The sequence below is a fragment of the Caminibacter profundus genome (assembly GCF_054657155.1).
Genome location: NZ_BAAHXC010000001.1, coordinates 953821 through 979914, shown reverse-complemented (window position 1 = coordinate 979914; position 26094 = coordinate 953821). Strand labels below are relative to the sequence as shown.

Annotated in this window: 28 protein-coding genes; 12 read left to right on the top strand and 16 right to left on the bottom strand. The window is 27.6% G+C overall.

From position 1 onward, the window contains the following. Window positions 1-62 precede the first annotated feature (62 nt). Window positions 63-1937, top strand: coding sequence for a thioredoxin domain-containing protein (locus ACYQ1U_RS05235; RefSeq protein ID WP_459885059.1), 1875 nt, complete (start codon window positions 63-65; stop codon window positions 1935-1937). Here ACYQ1U_RS05235 and ACYQ1U_RS05230 read toward each other — a convergent pair. Next, window positions 1891-2982 (bottom strand): sensor histidine kinase, encoded by a 1092-nt coding sequence (locus tag ACYQ1U_RS05230; protein WP_459885057.1) that lies wholly within the window; start codon window positions 2980-2982, stop codon window positions 1891-1893. The genes ACYQ1U_RS05235 and ACYQ1U_RS05230 overlap by 47 nt on opposite strands. Before the next feature lie 73 nt (window positions 2983-3055). Next, window positions 3056-3724 (bottom strand): response regulator transcription factor, encoded by a 669-nt coding sequence (locus ACYQ1U_RS05225; RefSeq protein ID WP_459885055.1) that lies wholly within the window; start codon window positions 3722-3724, stop codon window positions 3056-3058. 75 nt (window positions 3725-3799) lie between these two features. Here ACYQ1U_RS05225 and tsaD point away from each other — a divergent pair, with 75 nt between their 5' ends. After that, window positions 3800-4789 (top strand): tRNA (adenosine(37)-N6)-threonylcarbamoyltransferase complex transferase subunit TsaD, encoded by a 990-nt coding sequence (gene tsaD, locus ACYQ1U_RS05220; RefSeq protein ID WP_459885053.1) that lies wholly within the window; start codon window positions 3800-3802, stop codon window positions 4787-4789. A 172-nt stretch (window positions 4790-4961) separates the two neighbouring features. Here tsaD and rpsU read toward each other — a convergent pair whose 3' ends face one another. Further along, window positions 4962-5174, bottom strand: coding sequence for a 30S ribosomal protein S21 (rpsU, locus tag ACYQ1U_RS05215; RefSeq protein WP_096258123.1), 213 nt, complete (start codon window positions 5172-5174; stop codon window positions 4962-4964). 280 nt (window positions 5175-5454) lie between these two features. Here rpsU and pyrG point away from each other — a divergent pair, with 280 nt between their 5' ends. From pyrG to ACYQ1U_RS05190, 5 genes are all read left to right on the top strand, one after another. Further along, a complete protein-coding gene (gene pyrG / locus ACYQ1U_RS05210; RefSeq protein ID WP_459885051.1) occupies window positions 5455-7089 on the top strand; it encodes a CTP synthase in 1635 nt (544 codons plus the stop codon). Further along, window positions 7083-8666, top strand: coding sequence for a single-stranded-DNA-specific exonuclease RecJ (locus tag ACYQ1U_RS05205; protein WP_459885049.1), 1584 nt, complete (start codon window positions 7083-7085; stop codon window positions 8664-8666). The genes pyrG and ACYQ1U_RS05205 overlap by 7 nt, the downstream gene beginning before the upstream one ends. 80 nt (window positions 8667-8746) lie before the next feature. After that, window positions 8747-9523, top strand: a complete 777-nt coding sequence (locus ACYQ1U_RS05200; protein WP_459885047.1) for a tRNA (5-methylaminomethyl-2-thiouridine)(34)-methyltransferase MnmD — start codon at window positions 8747-8749, stop codon at window positions 9521-9523. Next, window positions 9474-10406, top strand: a complete 933-nt coding sequence (locus ACYQ1U_RS05195) for a cytochrome-c peroxidase (RefSeq protein ID WP_459885045.1) — start codon at window positions 9474-9476, stop codon at window positions 10404-10406. Before ACYQ1U_RS05200 ends, ACYQ1U_RS05195 begins: the two co-directional genes overlap by 50 nt. Then, window positions 10406-12436 (top strand): EAL domain-containing protein, encoded by a 2031-nt coding sequence (locus ACYQ1U_RS05190; RefSeq protein WP_459885043.1) that lies wholly within the window; start codon window positions 10406-10408, stop codon window positions 12434-12436. The genes ACYQ1U_RS05195 and ACYQ1U_RS05190 overlap by 1 nt, the downstream gene beginning before the upstream one ends. Window positions 12437-12538: 102 nt before the next feature. Here ACYQ1U_RS05190 and ACYQ1U_RS05185 read toward each other — a convergent pair whose 3' ends face one another. Together ACYQ1U_RS05185 and ACYQ1U_RS05180 are read right to left on the bottom strand one after the other, a co-directional pair. Then, window positions 12539-12865: a YraN family protein gene (locus ACYQ1U_RS05185; RefSeq protein ID WP_459885041.1), complete on the bottom strand. Its 327-nt coding sequence runs from the start codon at window positions 12863-12865 to the stop codon at window positions 12539-12541. Further along, the gene (locus ACYQ1U_RS05180) at window positions 12849-13217 is read right to left on the bottom strand and encodes an acyl-CoA thioesterase (protein WP_459885039.1); all 369 of its coding nucleotides are present in this window, start codon (window positions 13215-13217) and stop codon (window positions 12849-12851) included. The genes ACYQ1U_RS05185 and ACYQ1U_RS05180 overlap by 17 nt, the downstream gene beginning before the upstream one ends. Window positions 13218-13256: 39 nt before the next feature. Here ACYQ1U_RS05180 and ACYQ1U_RS05175 point away from each other — a divergent pair, with 39 nt between their 5' ends. Beyond that, complete coding sequence (locus ACYQ1U_RS05175) at window positions 13257-14363, top strand: BaiN/RdsA family NAD(P)/FAD-dependent oxidoreductase (protein WP_459885037.1); 1107 nt, start codon at window positions 13257-13259, stop codon at window positions 14361-14363. Here ACYQ1U_RS05175 and ACYQ1U_RS05170 read toward each other — a convergent pair. The 7 genes from ACYQ1U_RS05170 to ACYQ1U_RS05140 are packed head-to-tail and all read right to left on the bottom strand — an operon-like array spanning window position 14312 to window position 19032. Further along, entirely contained in the window at window positions 14312-14905 is a 594-nt protein-coding gene (locus ACYQ1U_RS05170) for a hypothetical protein (RefSeq protein ID WP_459885035.1), read from the bottom strand. The genes ACYQ1U_RS05175 and ACYQ1U_RS05170 overlap by 52 nt on opposite strands. Further along, entirely contained in the window at window positions 14886-15416 is a 531-nt protein-coding gene (locus tag ACYQ1U_RS05165; protein WP_459885033.1) for a hypothetical protein, read from the bottom strand. Before ACYQ1U_RS05165 ends, ACYQ1U_RS05170 begins: the two co-directional genes overlap by 20 nt. Beyond that, entirely contained in the window at window positions 15403-16287 is an 885-nt protein-coding gene (locus tag ACYQ1U_RS05160) for a hypothetical protein (protein WP_459885031.1), read from the bottom strand. Before ACYQ1U_RS05160 ends, ACYQ1U_RS05165 begins: the two co-directional genes overlap by 14 nt. Further along, window positions 16281-17075, bottom strand: coding sequence for a tyrosine-type recombinase/integrase (locus ACYQ1U_RS05155; RefSeq protein ID WP_459885029.1), 795 nt, complete (start codon window positions 17073-17075; stop codon window positions 16281-16283). The genes ACYQ1U_RS05160 and ACYQ1U_RS05155 overlap by 7 nt, the downstream gene beginning before the upstream one ends. After that, window positions 17065-17493 (bottom strand): hypothetical protein, encoded by a 429-nt coding sequence (locus tag ACYQ1U_RS05150; protein ID WP_459885027.1) that lies wholly within the window; start codon window positions 17491-17493, stop codon window positions 17065-17067. Before ACYQ1U_RS05150 ends, ACYQ1U_RS05155 begins: the two co-directional genes overlap by 11 nt. A gap of 17 nt (window positions 17494-17510) precedes the next feature. Next, window positions 17511-18779: a tRNA (N6-isopentenyl adenosine(37)-C2)-methylthiotransferase MiaB gene (gene miaB, locus ACYQ1U_RS05145; protein WP_459885025.1), complete on the bottom strand. Its 1269-nt coding sequence runs from the start codon at window positions 18777-18779 to the stop codon at window positions 17511-17513. Between the two features lie 22 nt (window positions 18780-18801). Further along, window positions 18802-19032 (bottom strand): HP0268 family nuclease, encoded by a 231-nt coding sequence (locus tag ACYQ1U_RS05140; RefSeq protein ID WP_459885023.1) that lies wholly within the window; start codon window positions 19030-19032, stop codon window positions 18802-18804. A 150-nt stretch (window positions 19033-19182) separates the two neighbouring features. Between ACYQ1U_RS05140 and nusA the strand changes: the two genes are divergently transcribed. Next, window positions 19183-20256: a transcription termination factor NusA gene (gene nusA, locus ACYQ1U_RS05135; RefSeq protein ID WP_459885021.1), complete on the top strand. Its 1074-nt coding sequence runs from the start codon at window positions 19183-19185 to the stop codon at window positions 20254-20256. A gap of 10 nt (window positions 20257-20266) precedes the next feature. Continuing rightward, a complete protein-coding gene (locus ACYQ1U_RS05130; protein WP_459885019.1) occupies window positions 20267-21229 on the top strand; it encodes a DUF475 domain-containing protein in 963 nt (320 codons plus the stop codon). On the opposite strand, the gene ACYQ1U_RS05125 is transcribed toward ACYQ1U_RS05130, so the two are convergent. Genes ACYQ1U_RS05125 through ACYQ1U_RS05110 form a run of 4 tightly spaced genes read right to left on the bottom strand, consistent with a single transcriptional unit; the run spans window position 21216 to window position 23677 of the window. Further along, on the bottom strand, window positions 21216-21977 hold the full coding sequence (locus ACYQ1U_RS05125) for a UDP-N-acetylmuramate dehydrogenase (protein WP_459886400.1): 762 nt from the start codon (window positions 21975-21977) through the stop codon (window positions 21216-21218). The two genes, ACYQ1U_RS05130 and ACYQ1U_RS05125, sit on opposite strands and share 14 nt — an antisense overlap. Before the next feature lie 28 nt (window positions 21978-22005). Then, a complete protein-coding gene (fliQ, locus tag ACYQ1U_RS05120; protein ID WP_459885017.1) occupies window positions 22006-22272 on the bottom strand; it encodes a flagellar biosynthesis protein FliQ in 267 nt (88 codons plus the stop codon). Continuing rightward, a complete protein-coding gene (locus ACYQ1U_RS05115; RefSeq protein ID WP_459885015.1) occupies window positions 22262-22732 on the bottom strand; it encodes a type II toxin-antitoxin system PemK/MazF family toxin in 471 nt (156 codons plus the stop codon). The genes fliQ and ACYQ1U_RS05115 overlap by 11 nt, the downstream gene beginning before the upstream one ends. Window positions 22733-22786: 54 nt before the next feature. Then, window positions 22787-23677, bottom strand: a complete 891-nt coding sequence (locus ACYQ1U_RS05110) for a menaquinone biosynthesis family protein (protein ID WP_459885013.1) — start codon at window positions 23675-23677, stop codon at window positions 22787-22789. Between the two features lie 84 nt (window positions 23678-23761). Between ACYQ1U_RS05110 and recA the strand changes: the two genes are divergently transcribed. Continuing rightward, window positions 23762-24808: a recombinase RecA gene (recA, locus tag ACYQ1U_RS05105; protein WP_459885011.1), complete on the top strand. Its 1047-nt coding sequence runs from the start codon at window positions 23762-23764 to the stop codon at window positions 24806-24808. Beyond that, window positions 24809-26077 carry a phosphopyruvate hydratase gene (gene eno, locus ACYQ1U_RS05100; RefSeq protein ID WP_459885009.1) on the top strand — a complete coding sequence of 423 codons (1269 nt, stop codon included), beginning with the start codon at window positions 24809-24811 and terminating at the stop codon, window positions 26075-26077. Window positions 26078-26094: the final 17 nt, after the last annotated feature.

Below are 26094 nucleotides of genomic sequence, written 5' to 3'. Positions count from 1 at the left end.
GACAAAAGTTATCTTTTATGGTATAAGTGTTAAAGAAAGTTTTATTTTTAGGAGTGTTAACAATGGCAAATCATTTAAAAAATAGCGACAGTCCATATCTTTTGCAACATGCAGATAATCCAGTTGATTGGTATCCATGGGAAGAAGAAGCATTTGAGAAAGCAAAAAAAGAAAATAAGCTTATATTTTTAAGTATAGGTTACTCTACGTGTCACTGGTGCCATGTAATGGAAAGAGAGAGTTTTGAAAATAAGGAAATTGCTGATATTTTAAATAAATATTATGTATCTATTAAAGTTGATAGAGAAGAAATGCCAGATGTTGATAAATATTATCAAAAAGTATATCAACTTATGAATAAAAGAAGTGGTGGTTGGCCACTTACTATTATTATGACACCAGATGTTAAGCCATTTTATGCAGCAACTTATATTCCCCCTCATTTTTCTCAATTTGGGCCTGGATTAAAAGAGATTTTATTGTCAATTGCGAATGATTGGAAGAATAATTCTAAAAAAATCAAAGAAATAGCTGAGAATTTCGAAGAATATTTTAAAGCTAATGAAAATAGACTTCTTCCAAAAGAGAAAATAGATGAGAATATAATTGAAAAAATAAAGACAGCAGCAATTAATGATATTGATATGGTAAATGGAGGATTTAAGGGAGCGCCTAAATTTCCAATGGAAAGTAGTCTTGATTTGTTGATAGATATTTTTGTAATAGATAAAGATGAAGAAATTAAAAAAAGAATTGATTTAACATTAGAAAAAATGGCAACAGGTGGAATTTTTGACCAGATAGAAGGTGGATTTTATAGGTATTCAACTGATAGCAAATGGGAAGTTCCTCATTTTGAAAAGATGCTTTATAATAATGCAAATTTACCTATAATATATCTAAGATGGTATAAGGTTACAAAAAATTCTCTTTTTAAAGAGGTTGCTTTTAGAAGTTTAGATGAGTTTATAAAAAGATATAGAGATTGTAATAATCTCTTTTTTAGTGCAAGTAATGCTGAGAGTGAAGGGGTTGAAGGTAAATATTTTGTATATGATTATGATGAGGTAAGTAAAGAATTTAGCAAGTTTAAAAATAAAGATGAGTTGTTAAAATATTTTGGGATTGAAAAATATGGAAACTTTAATGGAAGGAATAATCCTGTTATTAATGGAGAGAGACCAAAAAACTATAAAGAGGCTTTAAATATTCTTCAAGACATAAGAAAGAAAAGAGAATTTCCTTTTATAGATACTAAAAAAATAACAGCTTGGAATACTATGATGATAAGTGCATTATTTAAAGCAAGTGAGTTTGAGAAGAAGTATAAAAATGAAGCAATAAAAACTCTTGATAGTCTTTTAGATGTTATGTATAAAGATAAACTTTATCATAGCTATAATAAAAATGAAAACGCTAAAAAAGAAGCACTTCTTGAAGATTATGCTTATTTAATAAGAGCATTGATTGATGGATATGAGCATACTTTTAATGAAAAATATTTAGATTTTGCTAAAAGACTCACAAAAGAGGTAAGAGAATTTAAAGGTGAAATTTGGTATATGAATAGATCTCATACAATAAAAGCAGATTTTAGTGATAGTTCTTATGCATCTTCTATTAGTGTGTTAGCAGGTGATTTTTTAGATTTAGCATTGCTTGAATTTGATTTGGAATTAAAACATAAAGCTGAAAATATTATTGAAAATGGGAGTTATTTTATAAATAACTATCCACTTTATTATCCAAGTATTACTAAAGCTTATTTAAAAAGTCAAAAAGCATTTGTTATAAAAACAAAGAATCCTAAATTTGAAATAGAAAACATTTACCCTTATGTTTTATTTAAAGAGGGGGAAGATTTTGAAGTTTGTACATATGATAGGTGTATTAAGTGTTCTTCTGATTTTTCTGAGATAGTGCAGGAAATTCGATAATAAATTCTACTCCTCCTTCACTTTTAACATTTATTTTTGCTGTGTGTTGATTTAAAATGTTTTTTACAATACTAAGTCCTAGACCAAATCCTTTTATTTCTTTATTATGTGATTCATCAACTCTATAAAACTCATCAAAAATGAAAGGCAATTTTTCTTTTGGGATACCAATTCCATTATCAATTATTCTTAAAATTATTTTATTTTTGTGTTTATCTAAAATTATATTTATTTTACTTGCTCCATATTTAATTGAGTTTTCTATAATATTATTTAGAGCTATTTTAAGAAGTGTCTTATCACCTAAAATCACATGTTCTTCATCACTAAAATCAAATCTAAACTCTATTTTGTCAGAATATTTTTCATAAGCTTCTAAAATTAACTCTTCTAAGTCTACTTGTTGAAATTTTTTATTTTTTGAGTAATTTTTAGTTAAAAATAGTAATTTATCTGTAATCTCAGAAATATAATTTATTTCTTCTAATATATCTTTTAAGAGTTTATCGCAATTTTTTTCTTTGTTCATTAAAGCTACTTCTATTTCACTTTTCATAATAGTAAGAGGAGTTTTTAGCTCATGTGAAACGTTTGAGTTGAAATTTTTTAATTTTTTAAAAGTAAGTTCTAACTCTTTCGCTATAGTGTCAATAAATTTATATCCTACAAGTAAAGAAATTAAATATATTATAAAAGAAATTACAATTGATATAAATTTAATTATTGAAATTTTGTCATCATTTGTTGAATAGAGAGTTGATATTCTAATTATATAGTTTTCCTTTTTTGTTGTATAAGTTAAAACTTTTTCATCTCTTAGGAAGGATTCTAATTTGTCTGTTTGATATCCTTCTTTATAATCAGATGGAAGTTTATTTCCATTTATCTTTGTAAATTGAACATATAAAGGAAATATTTTGTATTTTTGCTGAAGTTTTAAAAGTTCTTTTTTATTGGAAAGTAGTTTTTTGGGTTCAATTTGTGTAGCAATTAGTGCTAATTTATCTTTTAGATGTACATCGAAAGATTTAATAAGAGCAAACATTAAAGCGCCTTCAAAAAAGGCTATAATTAAAAAAACAACTAATGCATATTTGTAAAAAAGTTCGTTTCTGAAATTATTCATCGCTTATTTTATATCCCATTCCTCTAATAGTTTTTATTAGTTTTTTATCAAATCCTTTGTCTATTTTTTTTCTAATATATGATATATGTGCAGTAATTACGTTTGAGTGTCTCTCTTCATTCATTTCCCATAAGTTTTGTTCTATCATTTCAGGAGTTACTATTTTATTTTTATTTATCATAAGAAGCTTTAATAGTTCAAACTGTTTTGCCATTAATTCAATTGGCTTTCCAGCTCTTTTTACCTCTTTTGTGTCAAGATTCATTTCTAAATCCCCAACTCTTATAATATTTTCAGGTAATTTCTTACTTCTTCTAAATAAGGCTTTAAGTCTTGCAATAAGTTCGTTAAAATCGAAAGGTTTTGTTAAATAATCATCAGCAATACTTAGTCCTTCTACTTTATCATCAATATCACTTTTTGCAGTAAGTAGTAGAGCTGGTGTATGAATATCATCTTCTCTTAATTTTTTGATTAACTCAGTTCCACTAAGTTTTGGTAGCATCCAGTCAATTATCATAACATCATATTGATTGTTTTTAGCAAGATAAAATCCTTCTTCTCCATCTCCTCCTACATCAACTCTAAAAGATTGTTTTTTTAAACCTTCTTCGATTATTTTTGCTAATTTTTTATCATCTTCTACTAATAATATTTTCATATTTAGCTCCTTATTTTTATCTATCTTTTATTATATACTATTTAATGTTAAAATTCACTTAAAAAAAGGAAATTTATGATACTTGCAATTGAGAGTAGTTGTGATGATACTTCATTAGCTGTTATAGAAATTGAGTCTAAAAAATTACTATTTCATAAAAAAATTACACAAATAGAGCATTGTCAATATGGAGGGGTGGTACCTGAACTTGCTAGTAGACTTCATGCAGTTAATCTTCCTAAAATTTTAGAGGAAACAAAAAAATTTTTTCCTTATCTGAAGGCTATTGCTGTAACAAACGCTCCAGGCCTTAGTGTGACTTTACAAGAGGGTGTAATGATGGCAAAAGCTTTAAGTTTAGCGCTAAACATTCCACTAATTGGAGTTAATCATTTGATAGGTCATATCTATTCTCTTTTTATAGAAAAAGAAGAAGTTAAACCTTTAATGATATTACTTGTGAGTGGAGGTCATACTAAAATACTTAACTTTAATGGAATTGATAAAGTGTGCGAAATTGCAACTACTCTTGATGATAGTTTTGGGGAGAGTTTTGACAAAGTATCTAAAATGCTAGGACTTGGATATCCAGGAGGTCCAATTATTGAAAATTTAGCAAAAAGTGGAGAGTGTGTGGTTGAACTGCCACTACCTTTAAAAAATTCTCCAGATATTAAATTTAGTTATTCTGGGATAAAAAATGCTGTGAGACTTGCAATTGAAAGTAATAAATATTCTAAAGAAGATATAGCTTGTTCTTTTCAAAAAAGAGCAATAGAACATTTAGTTTTTATGTGTAAAAGGGCTATTAAAAAATTTCATCCAAAAAACTTTGCAATAGTAGGTGGTGCTAGCGCGAATTTGAGTTTAAGAGATGAATTTGAAAAACTAAGTAAAGAATTTAATTTTAAATTGTTTTATCCTGAAATGAAATATACTTCTGATAATGCTGCAATGATAGCTAGAGCTGCTATAGAAATATACAAAAAAGAAGAATTTATAGACTATAAAGAGTTAAAAATCAAACCAAGAGTGGAGTTTATGAAATGTAAAATTGAAAATTAACAATGGAAAATCAGTTCCAAATTGACAAGTTTTAAGTAAGAAATGGAGAGTTAAGAATATAAAATTAAGAATATAAAACGTCTGTAACTAAAATTAAGAGATTTATAATTTGGGAAACTTCCTTAAAAAGAGTCAGAGATGTTTTATAGTGAATAAAAAAGAAAAAAGCAGATTATAATCTGCTTTCGTATCTTCTAAGCATCCAAAGTTTTCTAAGAATTTTCTTACGAGTTGCGATTTTTTCTTTTTTGCGTCTTTCACTTGGCGGCTCGTAAAATCTTCTTTTTCTTACCTCAACTACGATTAAGTTTCTGTCAACTTGTCTTTTAAATTTTCTGTAAGCAGATTCGAAATCTTCCCCTGGATGAACTACGATTCCTGGCACTGCTCTCACCACCTTTCTGTTAGAATTTTTGTAAATGAAATAGTATCATATTTTTTTATAAAAATGAAGTATTATTACAAGTTGGAACTGACTTAGTAATATAATATGTATGGAAAAAAAATAAGAGATTTTAAATTGATTTCGTAACACTATATATCTATTTGATACTTTGAAAGTATTGTGGAATAATTGCCTGATATACAGCATTTAATACCAAGTTGTTTTGATGAAGAAATTAAACTTTTAAAATGATATAATTTCAATAAAAAAAAGGGATTTTATGACAAAATATATTTTTGTGACGGGTGGTGTTTTAAGCTCCCTTGGAAAAGGTATAACTTCAGCTTCAATTGCTACACTTCTTCAGCATAGTGGGTTTAAAGTATCAATGGTAAAGATTGACCCATATCTTAATGTAGATCCTGGTACTATGAGTCCATTTGAACATGGGGAAGTTTTTGTTACAGAAGATGGGGCTGAGACGGATCTTGATATAGGAAATTATGAAAGATTCTTAAATAAAAATTTAAGCAAAAAAAATAACTTTACCACAGGCCAAGTTTATTTAAGCGTAATTGAAAAAGAGAGACGTGGTGATTATCTTGGAAAAACTGTTCAGATTATCCCTCATATTACTGACGAAATAAAAAAAAGAATAAGAGATGTAGCAAGAGATGTTGACATTGTAGTAGTTGAACTTGGAGGAACAGTTGGAGATATTGAAGGGTTACCATTTTTAGAAGCTGTTAGACAAATAAAACACGAAGTTGGTAAAAATAATGCTATGTTTATACATGTAACTTTAATTCCATATATAAAAGCAGCAGGTGAGCTTAAAACTAAACCAACTCAACATAGTGTTCAAGAACTTAGGCGTATAGGTATTACTCCTCATATGATAGTATGTAGGACTGAAAAATCTCTTCCAAAATCATTAAAAGAAAAGTTAGCAGACTCTTGTGATGTTGAAAGAGATGCTGTAATTGAAGCTGTTGATGCACCAACTATATATCAAGTTCCATTAAATTTCTTAAATCAAGATATTTTAAAACCAATTGCAAGACAACTTGATTTAGGTGAGCTTTATCCAGATATGAGTGAGTGGAATTATTTAGTTAAAAAAATAATTTCTCCTCAAAAAGAAGTAAAAATAGCATTTGTTGGAAAATATTTACAATTAAAAGAATCATACAAATCTTTAATAGAAGCCCTAATTCATAGTGGAGCTCATTTAGATATGAAAGTTAATATTGAGTGGGTAGATAGTGAAAAACTTGAAAAGCTAAATGATGAGGAGATTAAAGAAGTTTTTAATGAAGTTAGTGGTATTTTAGTTGCTGGTGGATTTGGAGAAAGAGGAGTAGAAGGTAAACTTAAAGCTATTCAATATGCAAGATTATCAAAAATTCCATATCTTGGGATATGTCTTGGAATGCAACTTGCTGTTATTGAATTTGCAAGAAATGTTTTAGGGTTGAAAGAAGCTAATTCTCAAGAATTTGATAAAAATACAAGCGAACCAGTAGTATATTTGATTGATGAGTTTATTGATGCAAGTGGAGAGAAGCAAATAAGAACTCATACAACTCCTCTTGGTGGTACTATGAGACTTGGTGGGTATGAATGTTTAATAAAACCAAATACTAAGCTTTTTGAGGCATATAAAACTGATAAAGTGATAGAAAGACATCGCCACAGATACGAAGTAAATAGTGCTTATGAAAAAGCTTTAGAAGATAAAGGAATGATAGTTAGTGGAAAGAGTAAAGAGGGGCTTATTGAAGCAGTTGAGATTAAAGATCATCCTTGGTTTGTAGGAGTTCAATTTCATCCAGAATTTACAAACAAACTAAAAAGTCCAAATAAGGTAATAATGTCATTTATAGAAAATGCTTATAAATGTAAAAAATGTTAACAAAACAAAAAATTAAAGAAATTCTTTCATCTCAAATTGAAGAGATAAGTTCTCTTCAAATTCCTCACTTTTCTCTATTAAGCGATATAGGTAAAGCTGCTAAAAGAATAATAAAAGCTATTGAAAATAAAGAAAAAATAGTAGTAGTTGGTGATTATGATGTGGATGGAGTAAGTAGTAGTGCAATAATGAAGTTGTTTTTTGAAAAGATTGGAGTGGAAGTTCAGATAGTAATTCCTGATAGATTTGAAGATGGTTATGGACTAACTCCAAAACTTTTAGAAAAAATAACAGGAGATTTAATAATAACCGTTGACAATGGAATTACTTCTTTTGAGGCTGCTAAAATTTGTAAAGTTAAAGGCATTGATTTAATTATTACTGATCATCATACACCATTAATAAGTTCCAAGTTTCAAGTTCCAAGTTTCAAGCAAGAATGTAAAATGGAAAATGAGAAAAAATTTAAACTACCAGAAGCTTATGCAGTGGTTAATCCAAAAACTTCTCCTGAGTTTCCGTTTAAAGAGATATGTGGGGCTGAGGTTGCTTGGTATTTATGTGCTAGCATTAAGCATGAAATGAAACTAGATATTGATTTAAGAGTTTATTTAGATATTTTAGCAATTGCAATAATAGCAGACATTATGCCTCTTAGTCACTTAAATAGAACTCTTGTGAATATGGGGCTAAAAAGGTTAAATAAGGCAATATCACCTTTTAGCAAGGCAATAAAGAGATATTTCAATAGAGATCTTAATTCAGAAGATATTTCATTTCAAATAGCTCCGAGATTAAATGCTGCTGGAAGAATAGCTCACGCTAATACAGCTTTAAAGTTTTTACTATCAAAAGATGAAGATGAAGCATTTAATTTGTTTTTAGAACTTGATAGGTATAATAATATAAGAAAAGAGACAGAAAAAAAGATACTAGAAGATATTGAAATTGAAGATGACAAATTTATTTTAGTAAAAGGAGAATATCACGAAGGAGTTATAGGTATTATTGCAAGTAGACTTGTACAAAAATATAAAAAACCGGCAATTGTGTTTTCTAAAAAAGAAAGTTTACTTAAAGGTAGTGGAAGAAGTCTTGGAAATATTGATATTTTTTCTTTGATTAGTGAGTGTAATGATTTGCTTGAAGGGTTTGGTGGTCATAAAATGGCTTGTGGGCTTTCTATCAAGGAGGAAAATTTTGATATTTTAAAAAATTTATTAAATAAATATATTCAAAAGTATAGAGAAGAGGATTTTTTTATAGAAGATTTTGTTTTAGGAGAACTTCCGTTTAGTGAAATTGATTTAGAACTTTTAGATATTATAAAAAGTTTTGAGCCGTTTGGAGAGGGTAACCCTAAACCAAAATTTATAACAACTGCCAAGATAGAACATATTCAAAATTTAAAAGACAACCATTATAAGTTAATTCTTTCTCAAAAGGGACACTTTTTACCTGGAATTATTTTCAGATTTGATGGAGAATTTGAAGAAATTATAACTTTTAAATTTAGTATAGGAGAGAATAATTATTACTCAAGAGAAGTACAATTAATGATAGAAGAGATAATATAAATTAGTAGCCAAGTTCCGAGTCCCAAGTTCCAGGTTTTAAATTGGGTTTTGGGTTTCAAGTAAATGATGAAGGATTGAGAATGGAGAATTGCTATAAAGAGGTTTTGACAAAAGATGGAAGTATTACACTAAAAAGTGAAAAATATAATGAATGCTACCATTCAAGTGAAGGGGCAGTGATAGAGAGTTTGTATAAGCATATTTACCCGGCTTTTGAAGTAGCAAAAAAAAATGATTATTATGGAGGAGAAGTTAAAATTCTTGATATATGCTATGGACTTGGATACAACACACTTCTCAGTATCCTTAATAGACCAAAAGATATTAAACTTAAAATCTATTCTCCTGAACTTGACGAAAAACTTGTAAGAAATCTTAAACATTTTAAATATCCTGAGGAGTTTAAAAAAATTAGACATATTATAGAGAGTTTAAGTAAAGATTTAAAATATGAGGATGAATATGTTTTTGTTGAGATTGCTTTGCAAGATGCAAGAGAATATATAAAAAATCTAAAAAATATTGATATAATTTATCAAGATGCATTTTCACCAAAAGTAAATAAAGAACTTTGGAGTATAGAATATTTTGAAAGCTTAAAAAAAATTATAAACAAAAAAGGTGTAATTACAACTTATTCAGTTGCGACACCTGTTAGATGTGCATTGTATAAACTTGGATTTAAGCTATATACTCATCCATACGATAATATAAGAAAAGGTACAATTGCATCACTTTGTAAACTTGATTTTCCAAGTGCAAATTTTGAGGAGAAACTAAAAAGAGTAGAATGTAAATATTTTAAGGATGAAAATGAGGGTGATGATACTGTTTTTAACGGCTTTTATTATTGCTAATGCAGAGCCTATTACACCAATACCACTTAATATAAAATATAATCATGAGAAAGCTATTCTTGGGAAAATGTTGTTTTTTGATCCAATCTTATCAAGAGATAAAAAAGTTTCATGTGCAACTTGTCACCCTCCTGAATATGGAAGTGCTGATAATAAGCAATTTTCAATAGGAGTATATGGTAGAGTTGATAAACCAATGAATTCACCTACTGTTTATAATGCTGTATTTAATTGTTGGCAATTTTGGAACGGAAGGGCAAAAGATTTAAAACAGCAAGCAATGCTGGCAAATCATGAGCCAAATGAGATGAATATGGATAAAAAAACTCTTGAGAAAAGATTGAATGCTAGTAAAAAGTATAGAAAATTATTTTCACAAGTATATGGTAAAGATTATATAACTGATGATATGGTGTATGATGCTATTGCAGAGTTTGAAAAAGCACTAATTACTCCAAATTCAAAGTTTGATAGGTATTTAAGAGGTGATGAAGATGTTTTAACTAAAGAAGAAAAAAGAGGGTATTTTTTGTTTAAAAGTTATGGATGTATTACTTGTCATAATGGTAAAAATATGGGAGGAAACTCTTTTCAAAAGCTTGGTATTTTTATTGAAGATGTAAATATTTCAAGAGGTTTTGATAGGTATGAAGTAACTCATGAAAAAAATGATATATATGTATATAAAGTACCAACTCTTAGAAATATCGCTCTTACTGCTCCTTATTTTCACGATGGAAGTGTAAAAACTCTCAAAGAAGCAATATACTTAATAGGAAAATATAATCTTGGTATAGAAATACCTCAAAAAGATATAAATGAAATTGAGTTATTTTTAAAGACATTAACTGGAGAAACTCCAAAGATATTAAAGAGTGAATGATGATAAAAGCGAAAAATATAAAATTAAAAATTTGGATGATTATATTTATAGGATTATTTGTTATTAGTTCTATAATTTATTTTAGCTTATATGCAAGAAAATATTATGAAAATAGTAATAATATTTTATATAACTTAAATATGCTTAAAAATTATGAAAATCAATTAAATTATAAAGTTTTATATAGTAGTTTATTTTTATATTATAATAATGATGAAATTACTCAACTTCTCCATAAAATAGAAATTCTTATAAAAGAAATAGATAAAAATGATTTTTTTAAAAACCATTACAAAGAATCATATAAAGAGTTTGTAAAGTATAAACAGGAGTTTTTAAAAAAAGAACATTTAATATTCGAATATATGAGATTTAATTTACCTCTGAAAAATTCACTTATATATCTTGCAAATAGTTTAAGATTTATTGATTTAAATGAAAAATTAAAAAAACCTATAATGAATATTCTTTCATCTTTATTTTTAGCGAAAAATACTATTGATATGGAGTTTATAAAAAATATAAAGCTTGAAGGGTTACAAAAATTAGCAGCAAGTGAAAATAGTTTTAATAGAGCATTTTATTCTAACTTAAAAGTCTTTTTAAAATATTTTCCTAAATATCAAATATATTTAAAAAAAATTAGTTATGCGCCTACTGTTTTATATTTAGATAATACCTTTGATAAATTTATAGAAGAAGTAAAAAATGATTTAAAACTTTTTGATATATTATCTATATTGTTGGTTGCATTTGTGTCTATTTTAATTACTATATTAACTAGTCTTGTTATTTCTCTTGATGAGAAGGTTAAAAGAATTTCACTTTTAATTGCAACTGATAGTTTGACAGGACTTGGCAATAGATATAAGTTTAAACAAGATATTAAAAAATTTTTATCTCCTGCAGTTATCTTGCTGAATATTGATAAATTTAAAAATATAAATGATTTTTTTAGTAACCATGTTGGAGATTTGATATTAAAAAAAGTTGGAGATTCTCTAATAGATTTTTTTAAGAATATAGATGAGAGTGTAAAAGTTTATAGAGTAGGAGCAGATGATTTTGCAATAATTTTGGATAAAACAAAATATAATAATGAAGAAATAGAGAAAATGGCACAAAAGATAATAGAAAAAATAGAAAAAAAAGAGTTTTCTTTTGAGAACTCTTCAATTACTGTGTCTCTTAGTGCAGGAATAGCTACTAGTAGCCCTTTTCTTGAAAATGCAGATATTGCACTTAAGACTGTAAAAAAAGATATAAAAGAAAAAGTAAGCGTTTTTAAAGAACAAATGAATGAAGATGTTAGATTTAACATTAAAAAATCAAAAGAGATCAAAGAAGCTATTGAGAATAATAGAATAATAGCTTATTATCAACCAATTGTAGATAAAAATAAAAAACCAATAAAATATGAGGTTTTATGTAGAGTAGTACTTAATGATGGAAGTGTTAAAAGTATTTTTGAATATTTAGATATTTTAAAAGAAAATAAAATGTATCATAAAGTAACTGATGCTATTTTAAAATCTTCATTAAAAAAATTAGAAGAAAATTTAACTCTTAATTTAAGTATTAATTTAAGTGTAGAGGATGTAATGAATAAAGAAATTAGTAAATTTATAAGAGATAATTTTACTAAAAAAAATATAGCAAATAGAGTTACTTTTGAAATACTTGAGAGCGAAATTAAAAACTATGATATTTTGAAAAGTTTTATAGAAGAGTTAAAACAGTATGGGATAAAGTTTGCAATAGATGATTTTGGGAGTGGATATTCTAATTTTAGTAGAATATTAAAATTAAAGATTGATTATTTAAAGATTGATGGAAGTTTAATAAAGGATTTAGATAAAGATAATAACTCAAAGCTGATTGTTGAAACAATTGTTCTATTTGCAAAAAAATCAAATATACAAACTGTTGCTGAGTTTGTTCATTCAGAGGATATATTTGATATAACTAAAAATATGGGAATTAATTATTTTCAAGGATTTTATTTAGGAGAACCTAAATCTAAAATTTAAATTGTAAAATTTTTGTAAAATTTAAGTAAATTTAATGTTAAATTAATGTTTTGCCAATATAATTTCAATACCCCCTTTTTCATCCTTTCTCCTTTTTATTTTTTATATAGTTAAATTTTGAATAAAATCAATTTTATCTTTAACAATTATAGCGTCTATACAAAAAGCACTGTTTATTGATTGTTTTTTCATATAAAAGTGAGCACATTTTATAATTTTTCTTAGTTTAGAAGGAGTAATATTATAGATTGGTTCAAAAGTTTTTCCACTTTTTACTTCTATGAAATGGAACACTTCATTTTTATATGCAATTATGTCTATTTCACCGCCTTTGCAGTAAAAGTTTCTATCAACTATTTTATATCCTAAGTTTTCTAAAAATTCGCAGGCTTTACTCTCAGCAATATTGCCTTTATTTTTCGAGTTCATTTATTATTTCTTTATGGTTTGGCGGAATTTTTGTTGGTTTTGCATTTTTTATATATACTAAGGTTATTTCCATTTCAAATATTTTAACTTTCTCTACATAAATTTCTTGAATTAGTTCTATTGAAGCTTTTTTTAATGTTTTTAGTTTTGTTTTTATTTCAATAATATCACCAAGTTTAGCTGATCGTATAAAATTTGCTTTTATGTTTTTTACTACATATCCTTCATTTTCAAAAAATATATTTTTTTTAAAAAATATCTCACTTCTTGCTTGTTCACAAAATTTTATATATTCAGTATGATATACAATACCTCCAGCATCTGTATGGTTATAATAAATTCTTTTTTTCATATAACTCCTTTTGTATAATTATACAAAAAAGGTTTTGATTTGTATGATACAATTATTTTAGGAGCTGGGGCTAGTGGATTATTTTTGGGCGATTTATTAAAAAAAGATTATCTTATTATTGAACACAATAGTGAAATTGGTAAGAAAATAAAAATAAGTGGAGGAGGGAAGTGTAATATAACTAATAAATTTTTATCGGCAAAAAATTATAGAGGCAATAGTGATTTTATAAAAAAAGTATTTGAAAAATTCGATAATAAAGATTTACTTAATTGGTTAGAGAAAAATAATCTTTTTGTAAAAGAGCTAAAAAAAAATCAATATTTTTTTAATTCTTCTAGTGTACTTTTAAATTATTTTAAAAAAGTAAAAAATATTTCATTAAATACAGAAATTTATGAAATAAAAAATAATATTATTTATACATCCAAAGGAAAATTTAAAGCAAAAAACATTGTAGTTGCAACAGGAGGGCTTAGCTTTAAATCTCTTGGAGCAAGTTCAATTGGTTTTGATATAGCAAAAGATCTCTCTCATAATGTTATAGAACCAAAGCCAGCCCTTGTGGGACTTACAGTCCAGACAAATGAATCATGGTTTAAAAAACTTAGTGGTATTACAATATTTTCGCATGTAAAAATAGGGAAGTATTTATATAAAGATAATATACTTTTTTCTCATAGAGGAATTACAGGACCTGCAATTCTTAATGCTTCTCTTAGATGGGACAAAGGGAGAATAGAGATAGATTTTTTAGCTGGTAAAAAAGTTTTTAGTTTTTTAAAAAATCCAAACAAACAAATTTCAACTCAACTTCCTTTACCTAAAAGGTTTATAAAAGAGTTTTTAAATGCTACTGGAGTAGAAGATAAAAGGATTAAGTTCCTAAAAAAAGAAGAAAAAGAAAAATTAAAACTTTTAAATGTTTACTCTTTTGCACCTGCAGGGACATTTGGATTTGAAAGGGCTGAAGTAAGTAAAGGTGGAGTTGATACCAGAGAAATTGATGAATTTATGAGAAGTAAAATAAACCCAAATGTATTTTTTATAGGAGAGGTTTTAGATGTAACCGGTGAGCTTGGCGGATATAATTTTCAGTGGGCTTTTTCTTCCGCTTTTAGTGCATTTTTGTTTTTAAGGCGATAATGTTCAATTTTTAAAGTCAGTTCTATGTTTTTATTTTTTTTAGTAAAATCAATTGGAAAATAGACTCTTATTATGTATTTGTAGTTTTTAAGTGCGTCTATAAAATCATAAAAGTTTTTAGGTGAATTAATAGTAGCTTTTACGTAGTATGTAGTTTTTAGAAAATCATTTTTATAAGGCTTAGTTTTATCTTTTTTAATTTCTTTTATTTTCATAAATTTCTCAGCAAAAAGCTTAAAGTTTTTTTCATCAAAATCTCTTTTAAAAGCATTAATTATTTTTGCATTTTGTTTTTTTAGTTTGTTTAGAGAATTTAGTGTTAAATTATATTGATTTTTAACTGAAGTGTACTCAGCTTTTATTTTGTAATATTCATTTTGATTTTTTTTAAAATGTTTTATAGAAGGGGCTATGAAAATAGCAATTGCTAGAAGAGTAATAAAAATATATAATGTAAAAAAAAGAAAATTTTTTATAACATCTATACCATAAATTTTTATTTTTGGAATTTTGATGTTTGGTTTAGTTATTTTTAGTTTCATTACTCTCTTCTTTTATAAAGTTTTCAGATTTGAACTTATACCAGCCATTTGGTAACTCGTAAAAAGTAGTAATGGTTTTTGCAAAAATAGACTGCAAGGGTGGTAGCATTAATAAGTTGTATATGTCTTTTGTAGGTGTTATTCCATAAATTATAAGTTTATTGTGGTCCATATAAAATTTATCAAGAGTTATTGGGTCTGGAATTAAGTCAAGTAAATTTTTTATTTGTTGTTTAGTTAGAGCATTTTTTACATTTAAGTTTTCTTGTATTGCTTTTTGAGTATATATAAATTCTTTTTGCAAGTTAAGTTCAATTGTTTCTTTTTTTAGAAGATCTATTTCTTTAAGTAGTTTCCCAGTATCTTGTTTAAAAAAATAAGCTTTAATAACTAAAAGTAGAGCAAATAATAAATATAGCAAAAATGATATAACAATAAATATTAACCATAATTTTGTATCTTCTTTAAAAAGAGGTTTTTTCCCCGGTTTTGTAAAACTATATACTCTCAATGCTAAGCCTATTTATAGATTTTAGTAAATCTATCTGTTGTATTTCAGTTGATATGAATAGTTCATCTTCTATTAAGTTAGTAATTTGTATATCGATACCTACAGTATCTAAAATTATTATTTTTTCAATAAAATCGCTGCTGTAATTGTCATAGTAGTCTTTTAATGATTCTTTTATTGAATTAAGTATATTAACTTCTATATCAGTTGTCAACTCACTTTCTTTTAGGTTTTCATCAATTTCTTCAATATCAACGCTAGTTTCTTCAATGTCTTCACTTAACTCTTCAATATCTTCACTCAAATCTTCAATATCATCTAAAATATCTATATCTTCTATTTCTTCTTGTTTTTCTTCTTCTTCGTTTAGTTCTATTAAATCACTATAAATTGGTTTGTTGTTTTCATATCCTAAAATTGCTATATACTTATGCATAGTTAGTATATAAAATCTGTTTTTTTTATAAGTAGCAATACTATCTATTATAGCAAATACTGAATAAATAAAATCAATAGGTAATAAAAATTCTTTTTTTATGCTACTTAAATCATAAATAGAAGCGTAGAAAGAATATTTGTTATCGATACATAAAATTTTTATATTGTCATAATCTATATCTTTTTCAAGATATTTCTGTTTAGAACAGCTATCCATTACACCTTGATTTAGTGTTAAAAGCATTGTAGAGGTATAAGTTTGTGGGTTTTCATCTATTGTTTCTTTTATAAACTTTTCAAGTTCTTCTTTTTCGTTAAATTCTTTTTCAGTGCTTTGTAAAACTTTTTTATTTTTTACTATTTCAAGAATAAGTTTATAGTTGTTGTCTTTGTAGAAAGAGACAAATTGTTTTTTAAAAAATTTATCTAACATAGTGGGTGTGCTTTTAAATAGTTTTTAAGTTTTAAAGAATTACTAAGTTTAGTATATATTTGAGTGGTTGAAATAAATTCATGTCCTAAAAGTTCACTTACATCAGTAATTCTGGCTCCCTTATCTAGCAAGAAAGTAGCAAAAGAGTGTCTTAATTGATGTGGTGTTACATGAAGTCCTATTTTTTTAAACGCTTTTTGAATGATATATCTTAATTGATTGTCATCCATTTGATTTCCATTTTTTTCAAAAAGATATTTATTTCTAGGATTAATTTCTAAGAATTTGTTTATAAATTCTTTTAGTTTTGGATGAAGTGGAAGAAGTCTTGTTTTATTTCCTTTTCCAGTTATTTCTATCCATTCACCTTTTATGTCGTTTAATTTTATGTTTAATGCTTCACTGATTCTAAGTCCAAGGGAAAAAATTACCATAATAGCCAGATATTCTTCTAAATTTGCGACTTTTAATGCTTCTTTTATGTGTTCAATATTTATAGGTTTAGGTAAGGTTTTTGGTACTTTTATATGTTCATCACCTACTATTTTGTATTTATAACCTTGAATTTTTAAGAACTCAAAAAAACTTCTAAGGCTTGATATTTTTTTTGCAATAGTTTTTTTACTTAGGTTTGCAATATGCAGTCTATATGGAGTTATGTCAATGATATTTCCTTCTATTTCAATATGATTGATAGCTTCTTTTAATACACTTTCATATGTTCTGTATGTTTCTTTTGAACAAGTCTTTTGTATATGTTTTAAAAACTTAGTTACTTCAATTTCCAAAAAGTTCCTCATAAAGCCTTTTTACCTTTTCGTATCTTTTTTTTGCTTTTTCTTTTAAATCTTCTGGTAATAAAAGAGAAGGTTTTAATGTTTTATATTCATCTAGTAAAATTTCTAGCATCATTTTTATTCTAAGTTTATCTTTTTTTGTTACTATAGATTTATTTGCTATTTGTTCTATTTTTTTAAAATATCTGTCACTATCTTCTATAAAGGTTGACCATTCATTTGCTATTTTACTTTGAGTTTCAATTGTAAATGCCATTCTGTTATAAGGATCGATAATATAGGCCTTATGGGCAAGGTTATAAGCTTTTTTGAAATTACCTATTTCAAAATAATACCTTGCCTCAAGTGAAAGCCTATATGATGGATTAAAATAAAAATATAATATACTACCTATTACTATAATAAGCAAAAATAGAATTATCTTTTTTATATTACTTTTCCTTTTAGTGTATGTTTATTGGCTTCTTCTATTTTTACATCGACTATTTTACCAAGTAAATTAGGGTCTTTGTCAAGTTTTACAGTGAAAAAATTATCACTTTTACCCATTCCTTCTTCTTCTACTAAAACTTTATATACTTTTCCAACTTGACTTTTGGCAATTTCATCAAGAATTTGTGAATGAAGGTTTTGAAGTGTATATAGTCTTTCTTTTGCTATTTCTTTTGGTACTTGGTTTGTAAAGCTAGCAGCTTCTGTTAAAGGTCTTGGAGAATACACAAAACTAAAAATTTGTTCAAATCTAACTTTTTCTACAACATCGAGAGTATCTTTAAAGTCTTCTTCACTTTCTCCTGGAAACCCTACAATAATATCAGTAGAAATTGCTACATCTGGAATTTGTCTTAAAATTTCGCACCTATTTAAAAACCATTCTTTAGAATATCCTCTTCTCATATCTTTTAATACTTTAGTACTTCCACTTTGAAGAGGGAAGTGAATATGCTTACAAATTTTTGGATTATTTGCGAATTCATCTAAAAACTTATCATCAGCATGAAGAGGATGAGGTGAAGTAAATCTAATTCTTTTTACTCCATCAATTTGGCTAACTTCTCTTAATAAATCCGTAAAGTCTACTTTAGGGTGGTCTACACTAAATCTTTTTCCATAATTATTTACATTTTGCCCAAGAAGAGTTATTTCTTTTACACCATCATTAACTAACTCTTCAACTTGTTTTAATATTAAATCCATAGGAATTGAAATTTCTTTTCCTCTAGTTTTAGGTACAATACAAAAACTACACTTCTTATCACAACCAATCATAATATTTACAAAGTCTTTATAAGGATTTTTTCTTGTATTTTTAAAAACATATGTAGTGTCGTCATAATCAATGTCAGTTATTACTGCTTTTTCTTTTTCAACAACTTCTGTTATTCTGCTGACATTTCTAGCACCAAGTACGAAGCTAACAAAAGGGGCTTTTTTTATAATTTCTTCTCCTAAATGACTTGCTGTACATCCACATACCCCAAACTTAGCATCAGGGTTTAACTTTTTTAAAGCACCAAGTTCTGAAAAAAGTTTAGCAACAGGTTTTTCTCTAACAGAACAAGTATTTATAATTATTAAATCTGCTTCTTTTGGATCTTCAGTAGTAGAATAAGAAGAAGATAGCTCAGCAATTATATGCTCGCTATCTTTTACATTCATTTGACATCCAAAAGTTTCAATATAAAGTTTTTTCATTAGCCATTCTCCATTTTATTAACTATATAATGTGTAATTCATACATATAAGCACCTTCGTCAAGGCCAAATTTTACTTCTCTAAAATATACAGAATGTCCTTCTTCTTCAAGTTTATCTATTAAGTCTTTTAAATCTTTATAGCTTGTGTCTTTATGAAAATAAAAAAAGCTACCCGGCTGAATTTCATTTAAAAACTCATCATATGTTTTTTCAATTATTTGATTATCGGCGCCGATAAGTTTTAGTTTCATGCATTTCCTTTTTATTATTATTTTATCAAAAATTTGTGTAAAATTATAACAAAAAAAAGGGTATAGAAGAGGTGAGAAGGAATAGAAGGGTAGTATTTAAAGTTTCTTGTCTTCTTACCTTTTCTAAGTACTAAATAAAAAAGGATTAGCGTGGAAAAAATATTGGATTTGTTATCACTAGTAGCTAATGAAAAGGGACTGGATTTTAATGAAGTAAAAGAAGCTTTTAAGAGATCTATTGTAAAAACAGCAAAAAAAGTGCTAGGTAACATTGATATAGATGTAGAGCTTGAAGATGGTGAATTAAAAATTTATCAAAACTTTATTATTGTAAATGATGATAGAGCATTAGAAGAGAGTGGAAAATATTTGTATCTTGATGAAGCAAGAGAATTTGATCCGAATGTACAAATTGGAGACAAATTAAGAGCTGAGCTTGATTTAGGCAAGCTTGGAAGAAGTGGTGCTATGGCACTTCAAAGAGAGTTTGAACGTGAAATTACAAGACTATTAGAAAATGAAATTTATAGAAAACTTATATCAAAACTAAATACAATTGTAAGTGGAGAAGTTGTAAAAGTAGATAGTGAGGAAAACACTTGGGTAGAACTTAATGGTGTAAGAGGGGTGCTTCCTAGGAGAAATAGAATTAAGGGAGAAAAATTTGAAGTAGGTGATGTATTAAAGTCACTTCTAAAATATGTTCATTTTGACAATAAAAAAGGAATTACTATTGAACTTAGTCGTACTTCTCCTAAATTTTTAGAAAAATTAATAGAAGCAGCAGTTCCTGAGGTTAGAGATGGAATTATTAAAATTCATATTAGTGCTAGGATTCCTGGAGTTAGAAGTAAAGTAGCAGTTAGTAGTTTAAATCCAAAAATTGATCCAATAGGTACTATTATTGGTAAAAATGGAGTAAGAATCAATGCTATTTCAAATGAATTAAATGGAGAAAATATCGATGTAATTGAATATTCAAAAAAGAAAGAGATATTTGTTGCAAGGGCATTATCTCCTGCAATTGTTAAAAATGTAAAAATTGATGAAAAAGAGGGAGTAGCATATGTTGAAGTTGCTCCAGAAGAAAAAGCAAAAGCAATTGGTAAAAATGGAGTAAATATAACTTTAGCTAGTATGCTTACAAAATATAAAATAGAGTTAACTGAACCAAAAGAAAAGACAACTGATACGAGTAAGTTAGAGAGTTTATTTAAAATTTAAGGATTGAATAGTGAGATATTTTTATTTTTCTTTTTTGGTTGCTTTAATTGGTCTAATACTAGCTTTTTTTGTAGGAGGATGGTCTTCAGTTTATATTACAGCCATTTTAGCAATTTTAGAAATTTCCCTTTCTTTTGATAATGCTGTAGTTAATGCAAAAATATTAAAAAATATGGATAGTGTTTGGCAAAAGAGGTTTTTAACTTGGGGTATTTTAATAGCTGTGTTTGGAATGAGATTTGTTTTTCCTATTTTAGTTGTTGCAGTTGCAGCAAATTTAGGAATAATGGAAACTATTAATATAGCTTTATTTGAGCCTAAAAAATACCATGAAGTGTTACTTGTAATTGAAAAGTTAATTTATGCTTTTGGTGGTGCTTTTCTTTGGATGGTATTTAGTGACTTTTTATTTGAAGAAAAAAAAGTTAGATGGATAAAACCTATTGAAAGAACTGCTGAGAAATTTGGTAAAGTAAATAATATTTCTTTAATAATAGCGATAATTATTGGAATAATAGTTGTGTATGATTCAGAGGATTATAAAATTGCTATTGCTTACTTTTTAGGTCTTCTTAGTTATTCAATTTTGCATGGAGTAAATGAAGCTTTAAGTGGTGAAGGTATAAAAAATGGTCTTATGGGATTTATTTATTTAGAAGTTTTAGATGCAAGTTTTTCTTTTGATGGAGTTATTGGAGCTTTTGCAATAACTTCAAATATTTTAATTATTATGATAGGTCTTGGAGTTGGAGCTATGTTTGTTAGAAGTCTTACTATTTGGATGGTAAAAGAGGGTGTACTTGATGAGTATAAATATCTTGAACATGGTGCTCATTATGCAATAGGGGTTTTAGCTGTTATTATGTTATTAAAAATTTTTATTCATGTTGGAGAAATTGTTACTGGGACTCTTGGACTTGGTCTTTTAATGTTGGCATTTTTACACTCTAAGTTTGAATCTAAACAATTTTAATTTCAAGTTCTAAATTTATACCAAATTTTTCATACACTCTTTTTTTTGCTTCATTTATTAAAAACATCATATCTTCAAATTTTCCCCCACCAACATTTATAAAAAAGTTTGCATGTAGTTCACTTACCATTATGCCACCTTTTTTTAATCCTTTCATACCTACATCTTCAATGAGTTTTCCTGCAAAATTTCCTTTTGGGTTTTTAAATACGCTTCCAAGACTAGGAGCAATTGGTTGGTTTTTGCGAAGAAGTTTTAATTTCTCATCTAACTCAAAATCAAAGTCTTTTTTTATTTCAAAAATCGCTTCAAAAATAGGAGTATTGATGTTTGAGTATCGGTAATTAAAATTTAAGTCTTTTTTTTCTTTTAAGCCAGTGAGTGTTTTTATAGCAATTAAATTATTTGAAATTTCTTCTTCTTTTACTCCCGCATTCATTTTTATACTGCCACCAATAGTCCCAGGAAGTTTTGCTAAAAATTCAAATCCGCCGATGTTATTTTTTTTACAATAATTATATAAACTTCTATTTTTTACTTTTCCTCCAATTCTTAAATAGCCATTTTTGTATTCAATAAATTTATATTTGTCACTTAATATTCCAAGATTTTTTGCATTTGGAGAAATTAGTGTATTTGTAGCTCTTCCAATTAAAAACTCATTATTGAAATTTTCTTCATCAATAATTTTGACTTTTATTTTAGGACCTATTTTTATAGAAGAGAATTTAGAAAAATTAATTTCTATCCACTTTTCACTTTTCATTTTTTACTTTCTAGCGAAGAAATGTTGGTATAAGACTAAAAATATATTTTGTAAAGTCAATCATCTCATTCATCATCCAAGGCATTGTAAAAATTAAAACAACTGCGATTGCAAGGATTTTTGGAACAAAACTTAAAGTCATTTCATTAATTTGAGTTGTAGCTTGAAAGATTGAAATGAGTAGTCCTACTATCATTCCAACAAGTAACGTCGGAAGTGATAAAAGTAAGGCAAGTTTTAGAGTTGTTACTGCTAAAGCAATGATTTCAGATTGCATTATTTACTCCTAATACTTTTAAAAGGGCGATTTCTACTTTTTTGATTTCTTCATCTGTTAATTTAGTAACTATTCCTTTTGAGAAAAGTATTTTGCTGCTTGAAATTATACCAATTGCATTTGTTACTATTTCACTGTCACGAGTCATTAAATCTCTTTTTGGTATAAAAACTCTATATTCACCTCCTAAAATTTGACCAGATAGTGGTAGTACTACGACTGTGTGATAAAGCCCCTCAAAACAGGCTCTATTTAAGAAGTTATTTTGGTAGATTAAAAATGGTCTGATTTTTGCAGAATCTGTTAACTTTGCAAAATAAACTTCTCCTCTTTTAAACAAAGGAACTTTATCATCTTTAAACTCTCCTTCAAAAAAATCTATATAACTTTGTTTTTGAGTACGGGGTTTACATTTTAGTGCATTTATATTTTTTTCAAGCCATTTTTCATAATTCTCCATTCTCAATTCTCCCTCTATACCAAAAAAAAATTGAAAGTTTAGTTTTCTAAACTTTCAATTTTCCATTCTTAATTTAATATATTCTTTAGGCACCATATATTCTCTAACATCTTTAATAAAAGGAAGAAGACCATATTTATGACCTATACTAAAAAGCTTATTAATTGCTTCAATTTGTTCTTCATCTAAAGTTATTGACTTATCATTTGCATAAAGACTTAGATATTTATCAAGAGTTTTATCGTCAACTCTTACAAGGTTTCTCTCAAGGAGCATATTAGCAAGTATTTTTTTATGATTATTTGCAACTTCTACGGCTTTTGTTAGAATATTTTCTATTTTTATTGCATCAAGCAGTGGGATAGAACGTCTAATAACCATACCTCCAAGGGGTAGAGGCCTATTTCCAGCTAAGTCTATCCAAATATCCCATAGCTCTTTTTCAACTTCAAGTTTTTCGTCAAAAGTTAAAATACTTTCATGTATTAAAACTCCAGCATCTACTTCACCACACAAAATGGCATTTTCTATTTCAAGGAAATTTTTATAAACAATTCTTGCTTTTGGGTAAGCAATTTTAAAAATCAACGCATTTGTAGTATGTTCTCCGCTTAATGCAACTTTAAAATTTGGTTTTAGTTTTTTGCCTTTAAGCTTAACAAGCTTTGGACCATATCCATATCCAAAACTTATAGCAGTTTGAAGCAAGGCATATTCATCTTTTATAAATGGATAAACACCAAAACTTATTGCACTCACATCATAGATATTATTTAATGTTTTTTGGTTTAGTGTTTCAATATCTTCAGCAATATTTTCAAACTTATATTTAACTTGGAACTTGGAACTTGGAACTTGGCAACTATCTATCCAGCCAAATTTGATAGCATAATACATAAAAATATCATCTGCGTCAGGAGAATGTGCAATGGTATAAATTTTCATCTGTTTCCTTATTTAGCTAATTGCCTTTTTTACAAATTATATCAAAAATGATATAATTGCATATATTACATATAAAGGATTTTTATGGATGAGAAAAAACAAAAAGCTCTTGAGCTTGCTTTAAAGCAAGTTGAAAAGCAGTTTGGAAAAGGCTCTCTAGTTAAGCTTTCTGAAAAAGAAATAGAACCAATTGAATCAATTCCCACAGGTAGTTTTGGACTTGATTTGGCTTTAGGAATTGGAGGAATTCCAAAAGGAAGAATTACTGAAGTTTATGGACCAGAGAGTAGTGGTAAAACGACTCTTGCACTTTCTATTATAGCTGAGGCTCAAAAACAAGGTGGAATAGCAGCATTTATTGATGCAGAACATGCATTTGACCCTATTTATGCAAAAAATATAGGAGTTGATATTGATAATTTATTAGTTTCTCAACCAGATTATGGAGAACAAGCTCTTGAGATTGTGGAAACTCTTGCAAGAAGTGGAGCTGTTGATATTATTGTAGTGGACTCAGTAGCAGCCCTAACTCCAAAAGCAGAAATTGAAGGAAATATGGGGGATGCTCAAGTAGGGGTTCAAGCAAGACTTATGAGTCAAGCTCTAAGAAAACTTACTGCTGCAATTCATAAAATGAATACAACTGTTGTTTTTATTAACCAGATAAGAATGAAAATAGGAATGATGGGATATGGAAGTCCTGAAACTACAACAGGAGGTAATGCACTTAAATTTTACTCTTCAGTGAGACTTGATGTAAGAAGAATTGCTACTTTAAAGCAAGGTGATAAAGAAGTAGGAAATAGAGTAAAAGTAAAAGTAGTAAAGAATAAAGTAGCACCTCCTTTTAGAATAGCTGAGTTTGATATTATGTTTGGAAAAGGAATTAGCCGCGAGGGTGAGATACTTGATTATGGTGTAAAGCTTGATATTATTGATAAAAGTGGAGCTTGGTTTAGTTATGGTGCTGAGAAACTAGGGCAAGGTAAAGAAAATGCAAAAGAGTATTTAAAAACTCATCCAGAATTAGCACATGAAATTGAACAAAAAATAAAAGAATCTTTAGGGGTAGAGCTTTCTAATATGATTGACGCAATTGAAAATAAACAAGATGAAGAAAAAGGAGAGTAAATGGTAGTAATTGATAACGTGTTTGCAGATGAGGTAATAGATTCTAGAGGAAATCCAACAGTTAGAGCAACGGTTGTTTTAAGTGATGGAAGCAGTGCAAGTGCGATTGTTCCAAGTGGAGCGAGTACAGGAGTTAATGAAGCACTTGAGCTTCGTGATAAAGATGAAAGATTTGGAGGAAAAGGTGTAATTAAAGCTTGTGAAAATGTAAATACAATAATTGCAAATGAACTAATTGGTCTATCACCTTATGATCAAGCTGAAATTGATAATATTATGATAGAACTTGATGGAACTGATAATAAATCTAAACTTGGAGCTAATGCTATTCTTGGTGTATCGATGGCAGTTGCTAGAGCTGCTGCAAATAGTCTTAATTTACCACTTTATAGATATCTTGGAGGAAGTAATGCGCTTGTAATGCCAACTCCTATGCTTAATATTATAAATGGTGGTGCTCATGCTGATAATAATGTTGATTTGCAAGAGTATATGATTATGCCAACTGGTTTTGATGATTTTGATATGGCTCTTAGAGCATCAAGTGAAATTTATCATACATTAAAAAAACTGTTAGCAGAAAATTCTCTTTCAACTTCACTTGGAGATGAGGGTGGATTTGCTCCAAATCTTAAAAATAATGAAGAGCCAATAGAGTATATTATAAAAGCAATAGAAAAAGCTGGTTATAAACCAGGTGAAGAAATAGTAATAGCTCTTGATGCTGCAAGTAGCGAGTTTTATAAAGATGGAAAATATGTTTTAGCAGGTGAAAATAGAGAACTTACAGGAGAGGAGTTAGTAGAGTTTTATGCTAAATTATGTGAAAAATATCCGATAGTTTCTATTGAGGATGGATGTGCTGAAGAGGACTTTGATGGATGGAAAATTTTAACTGAAAAACTTGGAAATAAAATCCAACTAGTTGGTGATGACTTGTTTGTTACAAATAAAAAACTTCTTCAAAAAGGTATTGATTTAGGAATAGCAAATGCTATTTTAATTAAGCCAAATCAGATAGGAAGTGTGACTGAAACAATGCAGACGGTTAGACTTGCTCAAAGAAATGGATATAATTGTATAATGAGTCATAGAAGTGGTGAGAGTGAAGATGCGTTTATTGCTGATTTTGCAGTGGCTCTTAATACTGGACAAATTAAAACAGGAGCACCTGCAAGAGGTGAGAGAACTGCAAAATATAATAGACTTCTTCAAATTAATAGAAGTACATATGGAACTGAATATATAGGAGAAAGTTTTAAACGATGAAAGGTTTTTTCTTTTCA